The organism is Ruminiclostridium cellobioparum subsp. termitidis CT1112 (assembly GCF_000350485.1).
Classification (GTDB): domain Bacteria; phylum Bacillota; class Clostridia; order Acetivibrionales; family DSM-1351; genus Ruminiclostridium; species Ruminiclostridium termitidis.
The window spans coordinates 72,338-93,343 of sequence record NZ_AORV01000016.1 but is presented as its reverse complement, the minus strand read 5'-3'; the positions used below and the strand labels follow the sequence as shown (position 1 = coordinate 93,343).

Below are 21,006 nucleotides of genomic sequence, written 5' to 3'. Positions count from 1 at the left end.
ATTTTTTTATCTGAAGCATGGAGTTCAGCATTTTTCCTTAAAATTCTTTGAATTTAATTTTTAAATCAACGCATATTAGAAAAATGTTAAGGAGAGGGCCATGCTGAAGAACGTTAAAAAAACAATTTATATAATATTAATGCTTTTTACAGCGCTTTTTATATTTTCTTCATTCTTTGTCAGGGCAAAGTATAATTATTTTATCTACGGGGACAGGCCCATATTGGCAAAACAAAAACCCGCCATATTTTTCATACTCATTTTTATTATATTGCCAATGGGTTTCCTGTTTTATAAAATATCTCTTAAACTTGACAGATATGATAAAAACTTGATTTTGCCCATCTCCATCCTAATTTCATTTTTACTGCAAACAGGCTTTATTTTTGCATTTCCAAGACTGCCTACCGATGACTCCAAAACTGTTTATACACTGGCATTAAATATGTTCTACCACAAGGATTATTCCTCCTTCGGGGAAGGGGGCTACCTTCACATGTTTCCCTTTAATTACGGCACAGTGCTGTATATCATGGCATTACTGAAGCTGTTTCCCGACAGCTATGTGGTTATTAAAAGCTTTAACATATTGTTTTCTCTTGTTATAACACTAATGATATATAAAATAAATAGATTACTTGACTGCAAATCTGCTCATAAGGATTACGGAATATTATTTTTCGCAGCAACGTACATTCCGGGAATATTCATGAGCAATTTTATTTATAACGATGTGATGGCCACAGCCTTTTTCACCTGTTCGGTATATTTCCTGATAAAATTTATCAGGAAGAGGGCTGTTAAAGACCTGTTGGCCTCAGCATTTTTTTTATCCACAGGCAATTATTTCAGAAATATTGGTTTGATATTTTTAATAGCAGCTATTATTTATATTGTTTTAAATATGAATGTGCTGAAGGCCGGACTGGTGGCAGCTTCGGTATTTATTCTCATCCTTGCGTCAAATATCCCGGGCCTGTCCCAAAATTATTATTTGCATAAGTCAAATATTATAAGCGGATCTGTTAAGGACAACTCGGCTCCCATCCACATGTGGCTGAATATGGGAATGAATTTCGAAAAGCTCGGGTTCTGGGACGATTTTAAAAGTTATAATATATACCAAATTGATGCAAATCACAATAAGCAGTTAAGTATTAAATTATTTAAAGAGGATATTAAGGAAAAAATTTCGAATTCAACTGTTGGAGGACTGTTATCGCATTATTATAGAAAACTTATCTGGACATGGACAGAAGGCACCTATCAGATCGAAAGATATGGTTTTGGAAATGATATGGACACATCGGCAAAAAAATATCCAAGGCATGGGGGATACGAGTACAGGACCTTTGCCACCAATTTATTCAAGGATGATTCCATGTACAGAAGTGCAATGAACTGGATACTATATGTAATTAATTTTTTAATGTACCTATTTATTTTATTTGGATTGATAGAAAGAGTAAAAGCAGGTAAGTTTGAAGGGCTGCTTTTGGTTTTAATTATCCTGGGGGTTATTGCCTTTTATATAATCTGGGAGATAAAGTCCAGATATATTTATCCCGTCTATCCTATTTTAATCATTCTGTCATTTCAAGGCTTTAAAAGGGCTTATGACATTGCTTTTACGACAGTTACCAAACACCGATGAAAGGTTGAAATTGCCGGTATTAAACTAAAAATTTTACTAATGTTGCATTTGCAACAACACAAAATAAGATTCCCCTGTATTATTATTATTATAAGATAGTTTTAAAATTTTGCGGTAAATACAAGTTAAGCGTATGGCTTAACTGTCACTGGGGAGGACTTTTTATGGGCATGTTTTGTTATCAATGTCAGGAGACTGCGAGAAACAGGGGATGTGAATTTGGCGGTGTTTGCGGGAAAAGTGAAGAGCTTGCGGATCTACAGGATCTCTTAATATATACTCTTAAAGGCATATCGGAAATAGTAATAAAAGGAAGGCTTGATATTAAGCAGCTGGAGGATGTAAATCATGAGGTTGTCAGGAGCTTGTTCATGACAATAACCAATGCCAATTTTGATGATGAGCCTATTATAGCAAAAATAAAACAGATGATTTCCATGAGGGATGATTTAAGAAAAAAAGCACTGGCCGAAGAACTCCATGATGCGGCTGTCTTTGAAATCAGAACCACGTCAGATATGGTATATAAGGCCTCCTATGTCGGTATGATACCCAGGGACAATGAAGATGCCAGATCTATAAAACAACTGATTATCTTTGGTATAAAAGGGCTGGCAGCATACAAATATCATGCCCTCAACCTTGAAAAAGAAATGGAGGAGATATACTCTTTCATATATGAAGCTCTGGCAGCAACACTTGATACCGGGCTCTCGGTGGAGGAACTTTTTCTGCTCGCCATGAAGACCGGAGAAATGGGGGTCAAGGCAATGGCACTGCTTGACGAAGCGAACACCGCCAGGTACGGTGACCCGGAGATCACTCAGGTAAGCACAGGGGTCAGGAATAATCCTGCCATACTCATATCCGGACATGATCTGACCGACCTTGAGGAACTCCTAGAACAGACCAGAGGTACCGGAGTTGATGTTTATACCCACAGCGAAATGCTGCCGGGACATTACTACCCGGCCTTTAAAAAATATGACAATCTGGCAGGAAATTACGGTAATGCATGGTGGAAGCAGGAGGAGGAATTTGTGTCCTTTAACGGCCCCGTCCTCTTCACCACAAACTGCATCGTTCCCCCTGTAAGCGAAGAGGTGAGATCGAGGATCTTTACCACCGGGGTTACGGGATATCCGGGTTGTGTTCATATTGGAACAGACCCGGAGGGCAGAAAGGACTTTTCAAAAATCATCCGGCTGGCTAAAACCCTGAAAGCTCCGGAAGAAATCGAAACAGGGAAGATAGTCGGGGGCTTTGCACATGCACAGGTTTTTGCACTGGCGGACAAGGTGGCGGCTGCAGTCAAATCCGGAGCCATCAAAAAGTTTTTTGTCATGGCGGGCTGCGATGGAAGAATGGAAAGCAGAATGTATTACACACAATTTGCAAAAAAGCTTCCGAAGGATACTGTGATTTTAACGGCAGGCTGTGCAAAATACCGGTATAACAAGCTTGATCTGGGCAGCATAGGCGGTATTCCAAGAGTACTTGATGCAGGGCAGTGCAATGACTCGTATTCACTTGTAATGATTGCGCTTAAATTAAAGGAGGTGTTTGAACTTAATGATATAAATGAGCTTCCGATTGTCTACAATATTTCATGGTATGAGCAGAAAGCGGTTTTGGTGCTTCTGGCACTTTTATACCTGGGCGTCAGGAACATTCACCTGGGACCCACACTTCCGGCTTTCCTCTCACCAAATGTTACAAAGGTGCTTGCGGATAATTTCGGGATTGCGGGCATTGGCACCGTGGATGAAGATATTCGGATGTTCATGGCTTCAGAAGCTCGTTAAATTGTAAATTGAATTTTCATAGGGTATAATTATAATACCTTTATCAGATTTACAGGAGGTTTTTTATGACCGGAGGAAATTCAGAATCAAAGCAGGATATCCTTAAACGGCTTAATCGTATTGAGGGACAGGTAAAAGGCATTCACAAGATGATAGATGAAGATAAAAACTGCGGCGATATTTTAACTCAGATTGCCGCTGTAAGGGCTGCCATAAATAAGGTTGGAAGTATCGTACTGGAAAAGCATTCCTTAAAATGCCTGGAAAATATTGTATCATCTGAAGATAAGGAAAAGGCTTTAAATGAGCTTACCAGGACTATGCAAACCTTTATGAAGTAATTGGAATGAAAGTAAATTATGTTTTTATAAAAATGGAATTATAATAAAAAGCAATTAATGAGTAGTCGGGGAGGCAAAGTGGCACTCCCCGACTACTCATTAATTCAATTCAATCATACTGCCGTCCGGCTTTTTCAGAGATATGCCAGTCTGCCCATGTGCTGTTAAATGTTCTTTCAAACTCTGCATAAGCAATTCTCGCCGAGCGTCATTTGCATAATCAGAGGTCATTTTTTCTGCGAGTCCTTTTATTTCATTTCCCGAAACTGGCATTACACAAAGTTTACGGATGGAGTCGCCAAAATATGCGCCGTCCGGTAAATTTGCAGAACCGACTTCGAGAAATTCCTCAAATTCCCATCCGCTGCTGTAATCGCCGCTCCGAAATATGATTGCACCCGGAATCACAGCGCCGCCTGTGCTCTCCAAGGTACTACCGTATAAACGGTAATACTCATAATATACCGTGACAAACACTTTTAGCTTGCCGGATTCCTCAAAAGCGTCATAAATAGTGGGTGCATACATAAGAAACCCGCTCTCGGAACCGCCGTATTGCTGCAAGATAGCTGAATTGAAAATGCCGCCGTATACTTTACCATCAACCTCTCCATCATAGACACCAGAAGGATTTTCCGGTTTAAAATCAGGGAGTTTTATTTCGCTGATGATGGATAACTGTCGATACCATTCTTGCGGCGAAAGTGATTCATCGGTTACGTTATTTTGGACACCCAGCATATCTTTGCACATACGCATCATAATCTGCCCGCGCAGACCGCTGAAATTGCCCGCTTCAAATTGAGAAAGCAGGTACTCCAAAACACCGTCCGGATATTTCATCGTAAGGTTCTCATACTCCTCCCAGTGCTCGTTGATATAGTCCTGAGGATTGGATGAACTAAGTGGCGATGACATTATAACAAACAGACCATCTTCGACTCTTTGAGCAATGTCAGAGATATTCTCATCCGATGACGTTATCTGCATATCCGGGCTTGTCAGTATAATGGCATAAACGGTATTTACCTGTGCCGGATAGGACTCCGCGATTTCGCCGTTATAATAGACAATAACCTTATCGCCAACGGTAAAATGGGTCATGCTGTCTTTCAATTTCACGTTGAGAGAAACACTGATCAGGTCGCTGCTTCTGCGTGCGTCCTCGCCCTCATTGACACTTACAAGGATGGCATTATCATGCACTTCGGTTACAGTCCCGGCAAAATGCGGCTCTTTATCAACATTTTTCATGGACATTGGTATGAATGAATTTAATATATTTCCATCCGTTGCACGATTAACCGCAAACCCCGCGCTCAATACTGCAACCAACGCAACTGACACAACGATAATCATCCGGGACGGTTTCTTAAAATTCAGTACGTTTTTTATTCTCCCTTTCACACCGCCCTCTCCGAAAGCAAGAGGACTGCCGCCAATGATACGCCGTTCCGTTGCCAACGATAACAGCGACAGCGAATAATCCTTTTTTATTTCTCCACCCATTTCTTTCAATACACGCTCGTCACAGGACATTTCCATATCCACGCCCATCAGTAGGAACGCCACCCATGCCAGCGGATTAAACCAATGCACACACAAAATGAAATACGCCACGAATTTTATGATATGGTCATGCCGCCGAATATGTGTCTGTTCATGCAAGACAATATAGATTTTTTCTTGCCCGGATAAGCCAATGGGCAGATAGATTTTCGGTTTGAAAACGCCCAACACACAAGGCGATTTAATATTTTCCGCTTCGTAGATATTGGCCTCGATGTGGGCTGCTTCCCTCATATTCCGTTTAAGGATAAAGAAAGACACCACGCCGTAAATGAACAATACGGCTACGCCGCCAAACCAAAGCCACGCGCCAGTCGCCATCCATATCTGCAAAGGGTTTACACTCGCGGTTGGTTTGGCCGCGGGAAGAATACTGCTGACAGCATTATTTACAAAGGATATGCCGCTGTCAATGCGCGGCACAGGCTGCATGACTATATCCGTCGGTATTGTATGCGCCTTGAATGGAATCAAGCTAAATATGCTCTCAATGGAAAACGGGAAAACGAGTCTAAATCCTGCTACCGCCCACAGGCAGTAAGAAATTATTTTAGGGGCTTTTTTAAGTGGAAGCCGTGCAAGGCATATTGCCCCGATAACAAATGCCCCGGTTAGGCTCATATTTAGAATTGTGAGGAACAGTTTATCCATTATTACCGCCCCCTTCATATTCTTCTATCAGACGTTTTAATTCTGCCGCTTGTTCCGGCGTTAGTTTCCTGCCGCCGAAAAATGAAGTGATGAACTTCGGCAACGACCCGCCGAAAGTATCTTCTACATAGCGGCGGCTTTGGCGGGCTATTTGCTCGTCACGAGTAAGCACAACAGACACATTTGCGTTTTCGTTTTTGAATACGCCCTTGTCGCAAAGTTTCTTTAACACCGTGTAAGTCGTTGATTTTTTCCAACCCATTTCTCGCTCCGCAAGCGCGACCAACTCCGGAGAGGTCAACGGCGCATCCCGCCAAACCAAAGCCGCGAGTTTTTCTTCTGCGTCAGTAAGCGTTATGTTTTTAGTCATGGCATTCTCTCCAATCTAAACTTATTAGACTGGATACAGTCTATCATGATTAGACCGGATTTGCAAGAAGGATTTTGATAAATGATATTAAATATTTTATGTTAAAAAAATTTTTATTAAAAATATTTAACCAATATGAATAAGAGTTAACTTCGATTTTACACATCATTAATTTGTAATTAATCAATAAAAATTAGAATGAATCTTGTAAACAAAATAACTTCTATTTGGAGGGTCAGTAAAAATGAAAAAACTTATGAAATCTGTGATCTTATCTTTGGCATTAACAATGAGTCTTTCTACGGCTTTGGTCGGCTGTGGCTCAAATAATGAAACTGCCGCAGATTCCTCAGCTTCAGGATCAACTCAGGTTGAGTCTTCGGCAAGCAGCAGTACCGAAGCAGCACCATCATCAACAGCAGGTGTCTCAGGATCAGCTACGGCAGTTGGATCATCAGCACTCCAGCCTCTGGCAGAAAAAGCAGCTCAGATTTTTATGGAAACAAACAAGGAAGCAAATATTCAAGTTCAGGGCGGCGGAAGCGGCACCGGATTGAAGCAGGTTTCCGAAGGCGGAGCAGATATTGGAAATTCGGACGTGTATGCAGCTGAGAAGCTTCCTGAAGATCAGGCAAAAGCACTGGTTGATCACAAAGTATGTGTTGTAGGTTTTGCAACAGTTGTAAACCCAAAGGTAAAGGTAGACAACTTAACAAAGCAGCAGTTGATTGATATCTTTACAGGAAAAATCACAAATTGGAAAGATGCCGGCGGAGATGACATGAAAATTGTTATCGTAAACAGACCAAGTTCTTCGGGTACCAGAGCAACCTTTAAGAAATATGCCCTGGATGGTGCTGAGGAAGCAGAAGGTATGGCATTGACAGAAGACCAGTCCGGTACGGTTAAAAAGGCAATAGCCGATACTGACGGAGCAATTTCCTATCTTGCATTATCATATGTTGATTCCACTGTTAAAGCACTTAAATATGAAGGAATTGAACCTAAGGTTGAGAATATTACCAGCGGCAGTTATCCAATCTGGGCTTATGAACATATGTATACAAAAGGCGAGCCAACCGGTGTTGTGAAAGCATTCCTCGACTTTATGACAAGTGATGAATTCAAGCCGACAATAACTGAACTCGGATATATTCCAAATTCCGAAATGAAAGTATCCAGAGATAACTAGGAATCCAGATTAATAATACATTAAATATAAAAGGAGACTGGTTGCTTTAACCGGCTTCCTTTTATATTAACCAAACAACTATCCAGTTAAGGATGATTATATATGTTGAAAAATAAAAACATGAAATCCAGGTATTACTATTTCAAGCATGAATATTCCGGTAAATTTGCAGTAACTTTTTTTGGGATGTTTCTGATCATACTGACGCTTTGTCTTGTTGTGTTCATAGCAACAAAAGGATTGGCCACGTTCTTTAACAATCATTTTTCACCGATAGAATTTTTATTTTCAACGGTATGGAAACCTGACAGAGCTCCTGCAAATGGAGGTCCGGCCATCGGTGCGCTGATTTTTATAACAGGCTCTGTTTTGGTGTCCATGCTTGCTTTGTTGATGAGCACACCCTTCAGTGTGGCAGTTGCCATATTTATGACTGAGATATCGCCAAAATTAGGTAAAAAGTTATTACAGCCGGCCATTGAGGTATTTGTCGGAATTCCATCGGTAGTTTATGGCTGGGTCGGCTTAAGCGTTCTGGTACCGTTTATCAGGCAAAACCTTGGCGGACTTGGCTTCAGTCTGCTTGCCGGTTCACTTGTCCTGTGCATAATGATATTTCCCACCATTGCCAGCGTTTCTGCAGATGCTATAAGAGCGATTCCCAGGGACTATTATGAAGCTTCACTTGCATTGGGGGCTACGCGCTGGCAGACAATCAGAAGAGTAATTATTCCTTCTGCTACTCCTGGTATTTTGACCGGAATTGTACTTGGTTTGGCGCGTGCGTTCGGTGAAGCCCTGGCGGTTCAGATGGTCCTGGGCAATACCATAAGAATTCCGCGCTCGCCGCTGGATTCAACAATAAATATGACAAGTATTATAACAATGGATATGGGAAATACAGCTATGGGGACTGTGTGGAATAATGCCTTATGGTCTATGGCGTTACTGCTTTTGATAATGTCATTTTTGTTTATTGTTTTAATTCACAGAATAGGAAACAAGGGAGGCAGTAAATAATTATGAAATCAAAAACAGCAGATAAGTTAGCCACGGTTGTTTTTTATATAATAGCTACAGGATTCATTTTATTGCTGATGTTATTTGTAGGATATATCATATATCAGGGAAGAGACCGCTTGAATTTACATTTTATAACCTCTGCCCCGACATTTATGAAGGAAGGCGGCGGCATTGGTCCTCAACTGTTCAATTCACTTTATCTTGTATTTTTATCCATGCTTATAACTGTTCCTATAGGATTATCAGCCGGAATCTACCTGGCTGAATATGCCAAACCAGGACGTATAACCAATATGGTGCGTTTTTGTATTGAAGCGTTGGCTTCTCTTCCTTCAATCGTAATAGGCTTATTTGGTCTCCTTGTTTTTGTCACCATGACAGGATGGGGGTATACACTGTTTTCCGGAGCATTGGCTGTTGCAGTTCTGAACCTTCCGGTCATTACAAGAATAAGCGAAGACGCAATCAGAAATGTTCCGCAAACAGTAAAGGAAGCAAGTCTGGCACTGGGAGCCACACACTGGCAGACAATCTACAGGGTAATATTGCCGACGGCATTGCCAGGTCTTGTTACGGGGCTTATCATGACTTCAGGAAGAGTATTTGGAGAAGCTGCGGCTTTACTGTATACAGCCGGTATGAGCAGTCCGAATCTTAATTTTCATGATTTAAATCCATTTCATGCCAGATCCCCGTTAAATCCTTTCAGACCTGCTGAAACTCTGGCCGTTTATATTTGGAAGGTCAACTCTGAAGGTTTGGCTCCCGACAGCAGGCAAATTGCCGACGGAGCTTCGTCAATATTGATTATTTCAGTTTTTTTATTCAATATAATATCCCGTTTTTTAGGAAGAGTGCTCAATGTAAGGTTTTCAGGCTCAAAAAATTAAAATAGGCTGGTGATTCCCAATATGTATCTTAAATCTACAAAAATAAATTTAATAGCTTTCTTTATAAAAAAATACAAGTCGATTAAGATCAGAACAAGAATACTTGCTTTGTTTTTGATAATCATAACAGCAGCAATTTCCATCACAACAGGAATTACTTATTCAATCGGTAAAAGCAATCTTGAAAATTTAATTTCCAGCCAATTGGATAATTCAGTCCATTCATTGGTCCGTCAGATTTCACTCTTAACCAGTGCATACAGCTCAAAGGAGTTTTCCGGAAAATTAAAGTATATTCTTACCGAAGATGCATCCAGCTATAAACAGGCCGGCTTTGATGCACAAATATATTTATTGAAATCTGACGGAACAGTTGTTGACAGAGACAATGTAAATAAAGAAACAGATGAGAAGTCGGATTTGTCCGACGGCATTATAGACCAAATGTTAAAGCAGAAAAAAGGAACTGTGGGAGCCGACTTAAAGGGTCAGAGTGTTACCATTGCCTATGGATATGTTATAGAGAAGGATTGGATTTATGCCGTTGCAGTAACAAAGGCATCGTATCTGAAACTGCTTTATAAACAACAGATGGCTTCAATAATTTCAGGTGTTGTTTGCATTATTCTGGCACTGGTCCTGAGCATGCTGGGTACCAGGGGAATAATTAACTCCATCAGGGAAATAAATGCCACAGTCACACTGGCAGGCAGGGGAAAGCTTTCAATCCGTTCGGGAGCAAATCAGGGAGGTCCTGAAATAACTAATTTGTCACAAAGTTTAAATTTAATGCTTTCAAGCTTTCAAAAGCTGCTTTCGGAAATTAGTGTGTCAATTGAAGAGTTGACGGCTTCAAGCAATAAGCTGAATGAAATTGCCAGAAAAACAGACGACAGTACATCCTACGTCTATGGGTTGACTAAAAGGATGTCGGAAGACTCTGAAGAGCAGAATACTTTTGCTTTCCAGATGGCAGAATCAGCAGGGCAGCTTATAGATACCATAGAAAATGTAACCCAGAAAGTGAATTTTACCACCGAGCTCAGTGAAGTGATGATTAATGCCGCTTGCGAGGGTATGAATACATTAAAGGAACTGGGTGAATTTATCTCTGAAATAGGGAAAGTTTCCGATAAAACGGTGGAATTTGTAAATATTTTAGACAAAAGATCAAGTGATATAACTAAAATAACCAGTACTATTAAAAATATATCGGGACAAACGAAGCTTCTTTCATTAAATGCGTCCATAGAGGCGGCAAGAGCCGGTGAATACGGTCAGGGTTTTATGGTGGTTGCACAGGAAATACAGAATCTGGCATACAACTCTGCAAATTCTGCCGTTGAGGTTGAAGATATAATTAAAGATATGCAATCCAGTACCGAGGCTGCCCTCAAGGTGGCTGAACGGGGCAGGCATATCTCGCATAAGGGCATGGAAATGGCCGAAACCACCAATAATGCATTTAATGAAATATTAAATAAAGTAACACTTACACATAAAAATGTAATGGATATATCAGAAAAAGCTCAACAAATTACCGACAATATAAAATTGTTTGAAAAAAATTCTGACAAAATCATAGATAAAATAAACCACATGGCCTCAAGCTCGCAGGAAATGGCGGTAGAGGTTGAAAGGCACCATAGCATATCCGGTGATGTTATACTAAACTCTGAGAACATATTAAATGTTGCTACAAAATTCGGACAAATTAAAAGTTCTTTTACTACCGACTGAGGTGCTTGTAATGAATGACAGAATTATTTATATTGCTGACATGGATATGAATGTAAAACAATATTTAAAGCAGAATCTGGAAGCTTCCTGCTATAAAACAAAAACCTTTGACAATGGTGAAAAGCTGGTTTGGGAAATCAACAAACTAAAACCGGATTTACTGATTATGGATATCAGTCTCCATGGCATAGACGGACTGGAGGTTTGCCGCAGGCTGAGACAGGAGCACAATACAAGAGAAATACCCATATTGTTTCTTACAGATAAAAAGGAGGAGTTTGATATTGTCCTGGGACTTGAGGTGGGAGCCGACGACTATATGGTCAAACCATTCAGTTTCCGGGAGCTTCAGTCCAGAATCAAAGCTCTGATCAGAAGAACAAAACTCTCTCAAAAAAACCAGTCTGATGATATAAAATTGAATGATTTAAAGTTTGATGTTCAGGGAAGAACCATATACAGGGGTGATGTGGAAATTAAATTCCCTAAAAAAGAGTTTGAACTTTTAATGTTTATGATTTCAAATATAGGAAAGATACTATCCAGAGAGTACCTGTTTGAGAAGATATGGGGCTCTGATTCTTTCGAAGGAACAAGAACGGTTGACGTGCATATAAGATATATACGCCGTAAATTGTGTGAATTGGATAATGAATACTGCTATATTGAATGTGTCAGAAAAGAAGGATATAGATTTATAAACAAGAAACTGGGCAGAAAAGTGGGATAGGGTTGAAAGGTATTGAGCCTGTGAGATTTGCCGGCAGGGTAAAGAATTATTTTTTAATTGTTTATATATACCCCTATGGGGTATATATAAAGCAGAAGGATTTAAAACTAAATTAAAAAATGATTAAATTAAAAGGAGGCTTTGCCAATGCCGGTAAAGGTATATTCAACTCCAACCTGCCCATGGTGCACGGTTGCAAAAAAGTATTTAACATCTAAAAATGTAAAGTTTGAGGAGGTGGATGTCTCCAAAAACAGGGAAGCGGCGTATGAAATGGTAAAGAAGTCAGGTCAGAGGGGTGTTCCTGTTATTGATATTAACGGGAGTATCATAGTTGGTTTTGACCAGGCAACTATTGATAGACTTATCCACGCTTGATAAAAATACAAAAGCATCATTACAACCCCATAATTCCATAACTTCCATAAAGGAAGGATACAATCAACCCTTGTATTCTTCCTTTTTTTAATATAATACAGAATAAATCCGACCAATGAGTTTGTTGACATATGCAGTTAATATTTATATACTTGCTGTAGGATTAAGAAAGATGTTACAGACTGCTGGCAAACGGAGTGATATTATTGGCAAGACCCATAAAGTGGAGAAAAATTGAGAACATTCCTACCATACCGTATTTTATACCATCTGAAACAGATGTGGCCGAAGTTCCTGAGAACATATTGAAGCTGGAAGAACTGGAAGCCATCCGGCTCAAAGATCTGGAGGGCCTGGAGCAGGGGGAATGTGCCCAAAAGATGGAGGTGTCCCGGCCAACCTTTCAAAGGATATTGTTATCGGCACGGGAAAAAATAGCTGACAGTTTGATAAACGGTAAGACTATTCATATAGAAGGCGGAAAATTCACCCGTAATATATGCCCGGTAAAATGTGCGGAGTGCGGTAAAGAATGGACTGAAAGTATAGAAAACCTGGAAGCCATAAAAAGCGGAGCTTTTACATGTTCGGTTTGCGGGTCGGAAAAAATTATCTGTGAACCCAACTGTAAGCAAAAATTATGCCGGAAAAATTGCCGGCGCCATGGAAGAAACATAGATTAGCTTAAAAGGTCAGGAGTGTCATTCTCCTGATCTTATTTTTTATTCTATTCATGCGTATAGATATTGACATATGCCCATAATGGTACTAAAATAAAAATTGTGAGCATAAGCCCATAATTAAATAACAAACCCGGGAGATGAAACAATGACAGATTTTATTGAAAAATCCCATGAACTCAATTCAATAAAAAAGGTAATTGGAGTTGCAAGCGGAAAAGGCGGTGTGGGTAAATCCTTGGTTACTTCCATGTTAGCGGTTTTAATGAGAAGGAAGGGGTATAATGTTGGAATACTGGATGCCGATATTACAGGGCCATCCATTCCCAAAATGTTCGGTATTACCGGAAAAGCTCAGGGAAATGAATTGGGAATTTTTCCGGAAAAAACACATAACGGCATCAATATAATGTCCATGAATATTTTGCTGGATCAGGAGGATGCACCTGTTATATGGCGGGGGCCGATGATTGCAGGTGCGGTAAAACAGTTTTGGACGGATGTGGTCTGGGGGAATCTGGATGTGATGTTCATCGATATGCCGCCCGGCACGGGAGATGTTCCGTTGACGGTGTTCCAGTCAATTCCTCTGGATGGGATAGTAATCGTGACCTCACCCCAGGAGCTTGTCTCCTTAATAGTTAAAAAGGCATATAACATGGCAGCACAAATGAATATACCTGTTTTAGGAGTCATTGAGAACATGAGTTATATTAAATGTCCCGATTGCGGCAAAGAGATAAAGCTGTACGGGGAAAGCAGGCTGGACAAAACTGCAGGGGAATCGGGCTTATGTGTGTTGGGGCGGCTTCCGGTGGATCCGGATATGGCGAGGCTATGCGACAAGGGTGAATTTGAAAAATTCAGCAATGATTATCTGGCAGATGCTTCAGGAGTGATTGAAAGTATTTTATTTTAATAATAAAAGGAGTGAAAGAAAATGAGGATTGCAATAGCCAGTGATGGTAAAATGGTAACAGAACATTTTGGACATTGTGAGGGCTTCACTATTTTTAATGAGCAGAACAAACAAATCGTAAGCAGTGAGTTCATTCCAAATCCGGGGCATAAACCGGGATTCTTACCCAACTTTTTAAACGATAAAGGTGTAAACGTAATAATTTCAGGCGGTATGGGCGCCGGCGCCATTGAAATATTCGACGAAAAGAATATAGAAGTCATCACCGGAGCGGCAGGCGATGCAGAAACTGCTGCCAGGAACTATATAGAGGGTAAGCTGAAATCCAGCGGTTCAGTTTGTCATGAACATCAGCATGCTGATGAATGCGGACATTAAAATTACTGTTTTTACAGTGTTTCTAAAAACCATATCAATGTAAAATAGGTGAATCAAGCCACGAAGAAGGCCTTATTAAAGGTTTTCTTCGTGGCTTTTTCGAGTTTTTCATTATATAAGGAATTCAAAACAGGTACTAATATTATGATATATTCATATATTGTAATATTAGGATTGACAAATATAATTCCAAAATTTATAATGTCGATATACCTGCAGGGGGTATATTAAGAAGAGGAGGTTGTAAATGATTGATTTGAGTAAGTTTGTTCATAAGTGGTCCTGGACCATTTTACTTGTTTTTTGCATAGCAGGTGTATTCTTTCCGGCGGTGGGGATGGCAGCAATTATATGCATGCTGGCTCCGATTATTATGTCCTTTTTTAAAGGCAGGTATTGGTGCGGAAATTTTTGTCCCAGGGGAAGTATGAACGATATGATAATTTCCAAAATCAGCAGGAAACTCCGCATTCCGGAGCTTTTAAGAATGAAATGGTTCAGACTGCTATTTCTATGCCTGCTTTTGGGAGGATTTGCAATTCAGATTTTTATGTCATGGGGAAATATAAATGTTGTTGGAATGGTATTCGTAAGAATGATTATTATAACAACAGCTCTGACAATCATTTTAGGAACAGTTTATAATCAAAGAACCTGGTGCAGGATTTGTCCGATGGGGACTCTGGCTTCCTATGCGGCAGGAATCACAAAGGTAAAAAATAAAATAAAGCATGTGAGCTTCAAGCCCAACACCTGTATCAATTGTAAAATATGTTCAAGGAACTGTCCCATGGGGATTGATGTATGGAAGTATAAGGATGAAGGCGTTGTTACAAACCCGGACTGTATAAGATGTAAAGTTTGCGTCGATAAATGTCCTAAAAATTCGTTATATCTCTGATATACCCGTACAGGAAAAAATATATCTTTTAAAAAGTGAACAAAACCCATATGATAAAGGTACAATTAATAGAACGTTCGAAAAGAGTGGTGAAAAAACTTGGGGGACCCATCCGAATACCTTGTGGAAAATGCCAGGAAGGGTAACAGGCATGCAATGGCTCAACTGCTGCAGGAGAATTACGCAATAGTTTACAAATACTGCCTGAAACTCACCCTGAACAAAGAGTATGCCCAGGATATCACCCAGGAAGCAATGGCCAGGGCTGTTGAAAAAATCAGGCTTTATAATGAGAGCAGGGCGGCCTTCAGTACCTGGCTGATAACAATAGCAAAGAATATATGGCTGACAGGGCTCAGAAGGAAGCGGCTGTTTGAGAGCTACTGCAGCACACTTGCTGTTTCCGAAGACTATGACAATAAAATAGATAATCTGTTTGATAATGATGATTTGATACAGGCGGTCAACAGGCTTTCTCCAAAGCTTAAGGCACCTGTAGTGCTGAAATACAACTTTGACTATTCCTATGAGGCCATAGCAAAAACTCTTGGGGTGCCGGTAGGAACTGTAAAATCAAGGCTTTCAAATGCAATAAGGAGTATTGGAAAGGAGCTGGAAGGTTATGGACAGGGATGAAAGTAATGCCGAAGGATTAGAAAGCTTAAAGGAAGTTTCAAAAAAGATTGATGAACTGGACCTGGGGGCACCTGATTTGATGACCATGGCTGACTTTGTTTCGGATGAACAGGCCAGGCTGGCGTCAAAAAACAACAGACAGCTAGCCTTGTTCAGCTGTATCGCACTTGCAGTTATAGCAGCTCTGATAATGCTTTATCAGCTGTCTGCCCTGTTATTTGCATTGATCCAGGGATTGTTCTTCACAGTACCTACGATACTGCTTATTATAAAGAGGAGGGGAAGAGATGAACTGGCATGATTTTTTTAATAATCCCCCCTTATGGGTGATATTGTTAATAGTTTTATTTGTTTTCTTCCAGGGGATCTGGATTTTCAGAGACGCGCAGAAAAGAGGAAGGTTTCCCTGGCTTTGGGGAATTTGGGGTATATCCAACTTTCCGACACCGCTTATAGTCTATTATTTTGCAGTCATCAGACGAGATAGAAAGGAAAGTAAAAATGCTTAGGATAGAAAAGCTTTCAAAGATATATAAAAACGGAAAGAAGGCTGTAGATAACCTGTCTCTTGAAGTGAAGCCGGGTGATATATTCGGGTTCATAGGACATAACGGCGCAGGCAAGACCACAACTCTAAAATGTGCAACAGGCCTTCTGGACTTCAGTGAAGGGGAAATCTTCATCAACGGCAAATCAATTAAAACCGAGGATTTGGAGTGCAAGAAGACAATGGCATTTATACCCGACAATCCCGACCTGTACGAAAATATGACAGGAATCCAGTATCTGAACTTTATTGCGGATATTTTTACCGTTTCCAAAACGGAAAGGGAAAAGGCAATTAAAGAATATGCCGATGCCTTTGAGATAACCTCAAGCCTTGGGGATATCATATCGGCCTATTCCCATGGCATGAAGCAGAAGCTGGCTTTGATATCAGCATTTATTCACAGGCCAGGCTTGCTTGTTCTGGATGAACCCTTCGTAGGTCTTGACCCAAAGGCATCCCACACCTTGAAAGGATTTCTGAAAGAGCTCTGCGACAATGGCGGAGCAGTATTCTTTTCCACACATGTACTTGAAGTGGCCGAAAAGCTATGCAATAAAATAGCCATTATCAAGGCCGGAAGGCTCATAGCCTGCGGAGATACAGCCGAAGTAAAAGGGGACAGCACACTGGAAGAAATATTTATGGAGTTGATTGACAATGAATAAGACAATACTTCTTATTAAAGCACAATTAATAAATTCATCAGGCATAAATAAACTGCTGAAAAGCTCCACAAAGGGTGAAAAGCTGAAGGCAGGTCTTTTGTCGGGATTGATAATTTTTGTAATACTCATGATTTTTGTGCAAATGAGTATGTATGCCTGGGTAATGTCGGACTTCCTGGCCGGGAAGGGTGCTCTGGATATACTGATTATTGCAGGTACGGCCCTGTCCATGCTGGTTTGCCTCTTTATGTCCATATACAAGGCACCGGGATATTTGTTTGCATTCAGGGATTTTGACATGCTCATGTCACTGCCGGTATCACAGGGGGCAGTATTAGTCAGCAAACTGTTTATGATAGTTTCAAGAAATGCCGGATTAGCCGTACTTTTAGGTTTTCCGTATCTGATGGTATATGGAATAAAAACTTCGGTGGGAGTGGCTTATTATTTTGCAGCACTATTGCTGCTGATTTTAGCCAGCCTGATCCCGGTAATTGCAGGAGCAGTCCTGTCGCTGTTCATTGGCAGGGTATCCTCCAGATCCAGACATACAAATCTTTTTTTAATTGTCGGAACCTTTGTTCTGCTCATATCGTTTATGGGAGGAATGTTTTCACTCAATTCATTGACAACTGCCAATATTGAGAACATGGTAAGCATTATCAGCTCATTAAAGGCAATTTATTATCCCTTTGGATTAATAACTGCCGCCCTGCACATGGACATTATTTCAATTCTGGTATTTGCCGTGATTTCAATTATAGTTTTTATAATATTTGTCTGGCTGTTTGCGCGGAGTTTTAAAGCGGTAAACTCACAAATGCAGGAGAAATATAAAGCCTCCGATTATAAAATGACTGATTTGCAGGTACGGACCACCGCCATGGCATTGTTTAAAAAAGAAGTGAGTTTATATTTCTCTATCTTATATATATGTGATAAATACAGGTTTTGGAGCTGTAATGATGGTGCTTATACTGGTAATGTTTATTTTCTAGCAGATCAAAGCTCAATGAATTAACAGCAGCGCTGCCGGTTAACATGTCCATGGATCTCATAGTGACCATGGCAATGGTGTTTTGTGTGGCGCTTACCTGTACAACTGCTCCTTCAATCTCACTGGAGGGAAAAAACCTGTGGATTGTCAAATCACTGCCGTTAAAGGCTATGGATATATTCAGGAGCAAAATATTGCTGAATCTGGTTATAACGGCGCCAATACTGGTAATCTGCTCGACAGTGCTTACGGCAGTATTGGGATTTACCATTTTGGAGTACCTGCTCATAGTTGCCGTGGGCTGCAGCTATTGTGTATTCATAGCAGTTGCCGGACTTATAATCAATCTTCACTTTCCGAAGCTGGAATGGAACACTCAGGTTGCAGCGGTGAAGCAAAGCGCCAGTGTTATGCTGGCATTGGCGGCAGGTTTTTTGTCAATAATGCTGCCAATCGGTATTTTTGCAATGTTAAATCCGGCAAACCCGGTTGTTTTCCAGGTTCTTTGGTTTATTGCGGTTGCGGCGGCAGATGCGGCGGCTTTCAGTTATTTAAAAGGAAGAGGTGCGGCTTTATTCAAGGAATTGTAGCTGTCTTCATGAAAACTCCATATATTTATGATAAGATTTCTGCATCAATTAAATCTTAAAATAAAAGGAGAATTTTATGAATTGCCACGGAACCCATGATAACAATAATAAGCAAAACAAGAAACAAAAGAGCCATTTTTCCCATATGCTGATGATGGCGCTTTGCTGCGGAGCACCTATCATAATTCTGTCAATAGTACCGTTTCTGATGAATAACGGCGGTTCTGCAATTGCAAAGCCTCTGGGAGCAATTGCACCATTTATATGTCCTGTCATGATGGTGTTTATGATCCCTATGATGCTGAAAGGTCACAAAAATGGGAAAAAGAATGAAGGCGGACATGGTACTGCAGCAGATGAGAAAACTATGATTAAATAAACTGAAATTCTTTTCTCTCCATAAAATCTTCATAACTTAGTGCTAAAATAATTACAGTTAAAGTAAGCAGGAAGGAATGGAGGTACCGTATGGAACAAAAGACAATGCGGAAGATTCTTCAAGTTGGCGGTATGACTTGTACAGGTTGTGAAACAAGGATAGAAAATACCTTGAAAAAACTTGACGGAATAGTTGATGTAAAAGCTATTTACAGCAGTTCAAACGTGTATGTTACTTATGATCTGAATATAACCAATTTAAATAAAATAATCGAGGCTGTTGAAAAACTGGATTACAGTGTAAAAAACAAGCCGGAGGATATTACTATAAATACCGCAGGTGCCAAAGTGCCGGGCAAAAACACCGACAAAACGGGAATTGGGCAAATGGCCGGTATTGTAGTAATTATTTTTGCTTTATACATGCTTGTTAAGAATACCGTTGGTTTTAATTTTATCCCACAGGTTGACCAATCCATGGGATACGGCATATTGTTTTTTATAGGGCTGCTGACCTCTCTGCACTGTGTAGCCATGTGCGGGGGCATTAACCTGTCTGTCTGTGTCCAGTATAAGGCTTCAGGCGGGGATTCCAAATATGCAAAACTAAAACCAAGTTTATTGTACAATGCAGGCAGGGTAATATCTTATACCCTGGTAGGCGGTATTGTGGGCGGCCTTGGTTCTGTTATCAGCTTTTCGGGGACAGCCAAGGGTATAGTTGCCATATTGTCAGGTGTTTTTATGGTTATCATGGGTTTGAATATGCTGAATATTTTCCCTGCGCTCAGAAAACTGAACCCCAGAATGCCAAAGATATTTGCCAAAAAGGTTCACGAAAACAGCGGGAGCCGCGGTCCGCTGGTAGTTGGACTGCTGAATGGACTGATGCCCTGCGGACCGCTGCAGGCCATGCAGATATATGCCCTCGGCACAGGCAGCATAATGGCAGGCGCTTTGTCAATGTTCCTGTTCAGCCTTGGAACGGTTCCGCTCATGTTCGGCTTCGGAGCAGTCAGTTCATTTTTGAGCGGCAAGTTTACGCACAGAATGATGAAAGTGAGCGCAGCTCTTGTGCTGATATTGGGAATTGTAATGCTGAACAGGGGCCTGGCGCTTTCGGGCTTCAATACAAACATCGTTTTTGGAGCAACGCCTGCCACCGGTGGGATAGCAAAGCTGGAAGGCGATGTGCAGATAGTGAATACCCAGCTTGAATCAGGACGGTACGCCCCCATAATCGTTCAGAAAGGCATACCCGTAAAATGGACAATTTCTGCGGCTCAAAGTGAACTGAACGGTTGCAATAACAGCATAAACATTCCGGAATACGGCATTGAAAATAAGAAGCTTGTTGCAGGAGAAAATGTTATAGAGTTCACACCCGACAAGGAGGGCACCTTTGTTTATACCTGCTGGATGGGTATGATCACCAGCAACATAAAGGTAGTCAGTGATATCTCGGGTGCAGATGCAAGTGATATTGCAGCCGGTGATAATTCCCTGGGAGCCTTGGGGGGCGGCGGATGCTGTGCTGCCGGTTCCAAAGCTACAAAGTTTGCAGGAGGGAAAATCCCCACTGACGATATACAGCTTGCAAAAATAACCGATAACCGGCAGGAAGTAACAGTTACCGTAAATGACTATGGATATTCCCCGGCAGTTGTAATTTTACAAAAGGGTGTTCCCGCAAAAATTAAATTCAAAACCGAACAGTTAAATTCCTGCAATAACGTTGTAGTATTTCCTGAGTACCAGGGGCAGCTTGATCTGCAGAATCAGAAGGAGACTCCCTTATTGACGCCTGAACAGGATTTTACCTTCCAATGCTGGATGGGAATGCTTCATGGCTATGTAAAGGTGGTTGATGACATAAATAATGTTGACCTGGAGGAGGTAAAAGGTGAAGTTGAAAATTATACACCTCCGGCCGGAGCAGGAGGCTGCTGCGGTTAGGATCAAATAATTT

At 40.8% G+C, this 21,006-nt stretch carries 23 protein-coding genes; 21 read left to right on the top strand and 2 right to left on the bottom strand.

The annotated features are described in order from the left end of the window. Positions 1-100: 100 nt before the first annotated feature. The 3 genes from CTER_RS03175 to CTER_RS03165 all read left to right on the top strand — a co-directional run bounded on the left by CTER_RS03175 (position 101) and on the right by CTER_RS03165 (position 3,800). A complete protein-coding gene (locus tag CTER_RS03175) occupies positions 101-1,654 on the top strand; it encodes a glycosyltransferase family 39 protein (protein WP_004623642.1) in 1,554 nt (517 codons plus the stop codon). A 164-nt stretch (positions 1,655-1,818) separates the two neighbouring features. Then, positions 1,819-3,459, top strand: coding sequence for a hydroxylamine reductase (hcp, locus tag CTER_RS03170; RefSeq protein WP_004623668.1), 1,641 nt, complete (start codon positions 1,819-1,821; stop codon positions 3,457-3,459). Positions 3,460-3,524: 65 nt separating this feature from the next. Next, positions 3,525-3,800 carry a metal-sensitive transcriptional regulator gene (locus tag CTER_RS03165; RefSeq protein ID WP_004623628.1) on the top strand — a complete coding sequence of 92 codons (276 nt, stop codon included), beginning with the start codon at positions 3,525-3,527 and terminating at the stop codon, positions 3,798-3,800. A 99-nt stretch (positions 3,801-3,899) separates the two neighbouring features. Here CTER_RS03165 and CTER_RS26750 read toward each other — a convergent pair whose 3' ends face one another. Then, positions 3,900-6,020: a M56 family metallopeptidase gene (locus CTER_RS26750; protein ID WP_004623634.1), complete on the bottom strand. Its 2,121-nt coding sequence runs from the start codon at positions 6,018-6,020 to the stop codon at positions 3,900-3,902. Beyond that, a complete protein-coding gene (locus CTER_RS03155) occupies positions 6,013-6,390 on the bottom strand; it encodes a BlaI/MecI/CopY family transcriptional regulator (protein ID WP_004623673.1) in 378 nt (125 codons plus the stop codon). The genes CTER_RS26750 and CTER_RS03155 overlap by 8 nt, the downstream gene beginning before the upstream one ends. 244 nt (positions 6,391-6,634) lie before the next feature. On the opposite strand from CTER_RS03155, the gene CTER_RS03150 reads away from it, so the two are divergent. The 18 genes from CTER_RS03150 to CTER_RS03065 all read left to right on the top strand — a co-directional run bounded on the left by CTER_RS03150 (position 6,635) and on the right by CTER_RS03065 (position 20,993). After that, positions 6,635-7,582: a phosphate ABC transporter substrate-binding protein gene (locus tag CTER_RS03150; protein ID WP_004623630.1), complete on the top strand. Its 948-nt coding sequence runs from the start codon at positions 6,635-6,637 to the stop codon at positions 7,580-7,582. A gap of 102 nt (positions 7,583-7,684) precedes the next feature. Continuing rightward, positions 7,685-8,602 carry a phosphate ABC transporter permease subunit PstC gene (gene pstC / locus CTER_RS03145; protein WP_004623656.1) on the top strand — a complete coding sequence of 306 codons (918 nt, stop codon included), beginning with the start codon at positions 7,685-7,687 and terminating at the stop codon, positions 8,600-8,602. A gap of 2 nt (positions 8,603-8,604) precedes the next feature. Continuing rightward, positions 8,605-9,495, top strand: a complete 891-nt coding sequence (gene pstA, locus CTER_RS03140; protein ID WP_004623653.1) for a phosphate ABC transporter permease PstA — start codon at positions 8,605-8,607, stop codon at positions 9,493-9,495. 21 nt (positions 9,496-9,516) lie between these two features. Next, positions 9,517-11,235 carry a methyl-accepting chemotaxis protein gene (locus CTER_RS03135; RefSeq protein ID WP_004623663.1) on the top strand — a complete coding sequence of 573 codons (1,719 nt, stop codon included), beginning with the start codon at positions 9,517-9,519 and terminating at the stop codon, positions 11,233-11,235. Between the two features lie 10 nt (positions 11,236-11,245). Beyond that, complete coding sequence (locus CTER_RS03130) at positions 11,246-11,965, top strand: response regulator transcription factor (RefSeq protein ID WP_004623674.1); 720 nt, start codon at positions 11,246-11,248, stop codon at positions 11,963-11,965. Between the two features lie 147 nt (positions 11,966-12,112). Next, positions 12,113-12,343, top strand: coding sequence for a glutaredoxin family protein (locus CTER_RS03125; RefSeq protein WP_004623675.1), 231 nt, complete (start codon positions 12,113-12,115; stop codon positions 12,341-12,343). Between the two features lie 206 nt (positions 12,344-12,549). Beyond that, on the top strand, positions 12,550-13,026 hold the full coding sequence (locus CTER_RS03120) for a DUF134 domain-containing protein (RefSeq protein ID WP_004623678.1): 477 nt from the start codon (positions 12,550-12,552) through the stop codon (positions 13,024-13,026). Between the two features lie 145 nt (positions 13,027-13,171). After that, positions 13,172-13,942, top strand: coding sequence for an Mrp/NBP35 family ATP-binding protein (locus CTER_RS03115; protein ID WP_004623667.1), 771 nt, complete (start codon positions 13,172-13,174; stop codon positions 13,940-13,942). 21 nt (positions 13,943-13,963) lie between these two features. After that, a complete protein-coding gene (locus CTER_RS28680) occupies positions 13,964-14,320 on the top strand; it encodes a NifB/NifX family molybdenum-iron cluster-binding protein (RefSeq protein ID WP_004623659.1) in 357 nt (118 codons plus the stop codon). A gap of 247 nt (positions 14,321-14,567) precedes the next feature. Next, entirely contained in the window at positions 14,568-15,221 is a 654-nt protein-coding gene (locus CTER_RS03105) for a 4Fe-4S binding protein (protein WP_004623664.1), read from the top strand. Positions 15,222-15,320: 99 nt separating this feature from the next. Further along, entirely contained in the window at positions 15,321-15,857 is a 537-nt protein-coding gene (locus tag CTER_RS03100) for a sigma-70 family RNA polymerase sigma factor (RefSeq protein ID WP_004623670.1), read from the top strand. Continuing rightward, on the top strand, positions 15,844-16,158 hold the full coding sequence (locus CTER_RS03095) for a DUF5345 family protein (protein WP_004623681.1): 315 nt from the start codon (positions 15,844-15,846) through the stop codon (positions 16,156-16,158). The genes CTER_RS03100 and CTER_RS03095 overlap by 14 nt, the downstream gene beginning before the upstream one ends. Continuing rightward, positions 16,145-16,366 carry a hypothetical protein gene (locus CTER_RS03090; RefSeq protein WP_004623655.1) on the top strand — a complete coding sequence of 74 codons (222 nt, stop codon included), beginning with the start codon at positions 16,145-16,147 and terminating at the stop codon, positions 16,364-16,366. The genes CTER_RS03095 and CTER_RS03090 overlap by 14 nt, the downstream gene beginning before the upstream one ends. Then, positions 16,359-17,072, top strand: coding sequence for an ABC transporter ATP-binding protein (locus CTER_RS03085; RefSeq protein ID WP_004623648.1), 714 nt, complete (start codon positions 16,359-16,361; stop codon positions 17,070-17,072). The genes CTER_RS03090 and CTER_RS03085 overlap by 8 nt, the downstream gene beginning before the upstream one ends. After that, on the top strand, positions 17,065-18,093 hold the full coding sequence (locus tag CTER_RS03080) for a putative ABC transporter permease subunit (RefSeq protein WP_040760158.1): 1,029 nt from the start codon (positions 17,065-17,067) through the stop codon (positions 18,091-18,093). The genes CTER_RS03085 and CTER_RS03080 overlap by 8 nt, the downstream gene beginning before the upstream one ends. Before the next feature lie 26 nt (positions 18,094-18,119). Next, positions 18,120-18,659: a hypothetical protein gene (locus CTER_RS03075; protein ID WP_131469375.1), complete on the top strand. Its 540-nt coding sequence runs from the start codon at positions 18,120-18,122 to the stop codon at positions 18,657-18,659. A 76-nt stretch (positions 18,660-18,735) separates the two neighbouring features. Then, a complete protein-coding gene (locus tag CTER_RS03070; protein ID WP_004623622.1) occupies positions 18,736-19,038 on the top strand; it encodes a hypothetical protein in 303 nt (100 codons plus the stop codon). 89 nt (positions 19,039-19,127) lie between these two features. Further along, entirely contained in the window at positions 19,128-20,993 is a 1,866-nt protein-coding gene (locus CTER_RS03065) for an urease accessory protein UreH domain-containing protein (protein WP_004623680.1), read from the top strand. Positions 20,994-21,006 lie beyond the last annotated feature (13 nt).

Bases quoted from the DNA above. Each gene is read 5' to 3' on its own strand.
- CTER_RS03175 (WP_004623642.1), top strand. From the start codon at position 101: ATGCTGAAGAACGTTAAAAAAACAATTTATATAATATTAATGCTTTTT.
- hcp (WP_004623668.1), top strand. From the start codon at position 1,819: ATGGGCATGTTTTGTTATCAATGTCAGGAGACTGCGAGAAACAGGGGA.
- CTER_RS03165 (WP_004623628.1), top strand. From the start codon at position 3,525: ATGACCGGAGGAAATTCAGAATCAAAGCAGGATATCCTTAAACGGCTT.
- CTER_RS26750 (WP_004623634.1), bottom strand. From the start codon at position 6,020: ATGGATAAACTGTTCCTCACAATTCTAAATATGAGCCTAACCGGGGCA.
- CTER_RS03155 (WP_004623673.1), bottom strand. From the start codon at position 6,390: ATGACTAAAAACATAACGCTTACTGACGCAGAAGAAAAACTCGCGGCT.
- CTER_RS03150 (WP_004623630.1), top strand. From the start codon at position 6,635: ATGAAAAAACTTATGAAATCTGTGATCTTATCTTTGGCATTAACAATG.
- pstC (WP_004623656.1), top strand. From the start codon at position 7,685: ATGTTGAAAAATAAAAACATGAAATCCAGGTATTACTATTTCAAGCAT.
- pstA (WP_004623653.1), top strand. From the start codon at position 8,605: ATGAAATCAAAAACAGCAGATAAGTTAGCCACGGTTGTTTTTTATATA.
- CTER_RS03135 (WP_004623663.1), top strand. From the start codon at position 9,517: ATGTATCTTAAATCTACAAAAATAAATTTAATAGCTTTCTTTATAAAA.
- CTER_RS03130 (WP_004623674.1), top strand. From the start codon at position 11,246: ATGAATGACAGAATTATTTATATTGCTGACATGGATATGAATGTAAAA.
- CTER_RS03125 (WP_004623675.1), top strand. From the start codon at position 12,113: ATGCCGGTAAAGGTATATTCAACTCCAACCTGCCCATGGTGCACGGTT.
- CTER_RS03115 (WP_004623667.1), top strand. From the start codon at position 13,172: ATGACAGATTTTATTGAAAAATCCCATGAACTCAATTCAATAAAAAAG.
- CTER_RS28680 (WP_004623659.1), top strand. From the start codon at position 13,964: ATGAGGATTGCAATAGCCAGTGATGGTAAAATGGTAACAGAACATTTT.
- CTER_RS03105 (WP_004623664.1), top strand. From the start codon at position 14,568: ATGATTGATTTGAGTAAGTTTGTTCATAAGTGGTCCTGGACCATTTTA.
- CTER_RS03095 (WP_004623681.1), top strand. From the start codon at position 15,844: ATGGACAGGGATGAAAGTAATGCCGAAGGATTAGAAAGCTTAAAGGAA.
- CTER_RS03090 (WP_004623655.1), top strand. From the start codon at position 16,145: ATGAACTGGCATGATTTTTTTAATAATCCCCCCTTATGGGTGATATTG.
- CTER_RS03085 (WP_004623648.1), top strand. From the start codon at position 16,359: ATGCTTAGGATAGAAAAGCTTTCAAAGATATATAAAAACGGAAAGAAG.
- CTER_RS03080 (WP_040760158.1), top strand. From the start codon at position 17,065: ATGAATAAGACAATACTTCTTATTAAAGCACAATTAATAAATTCATCA.
- CTER_RS03075 (WP_131469375.1), top strand. From the start codon at position 18,120: ATGGATCTCATAGTGACCATGGCAATGGTGTTTTGTGTGGCGCTTACC.
- CTER_RS03070 (WP_004623622.1), top strand. From the start codon at position 18,736: ATGAATTGCCACGGAACCCATGATAACAATAATAAGCAAAACAAGAAA.
- CTER_RS03065 (WP_004623680.1), top strand. From the start codon at position 19,128: ATGGAACAAAAGACAATGCGGAAGATTCTTCAAGTTGGCGGTATGACT.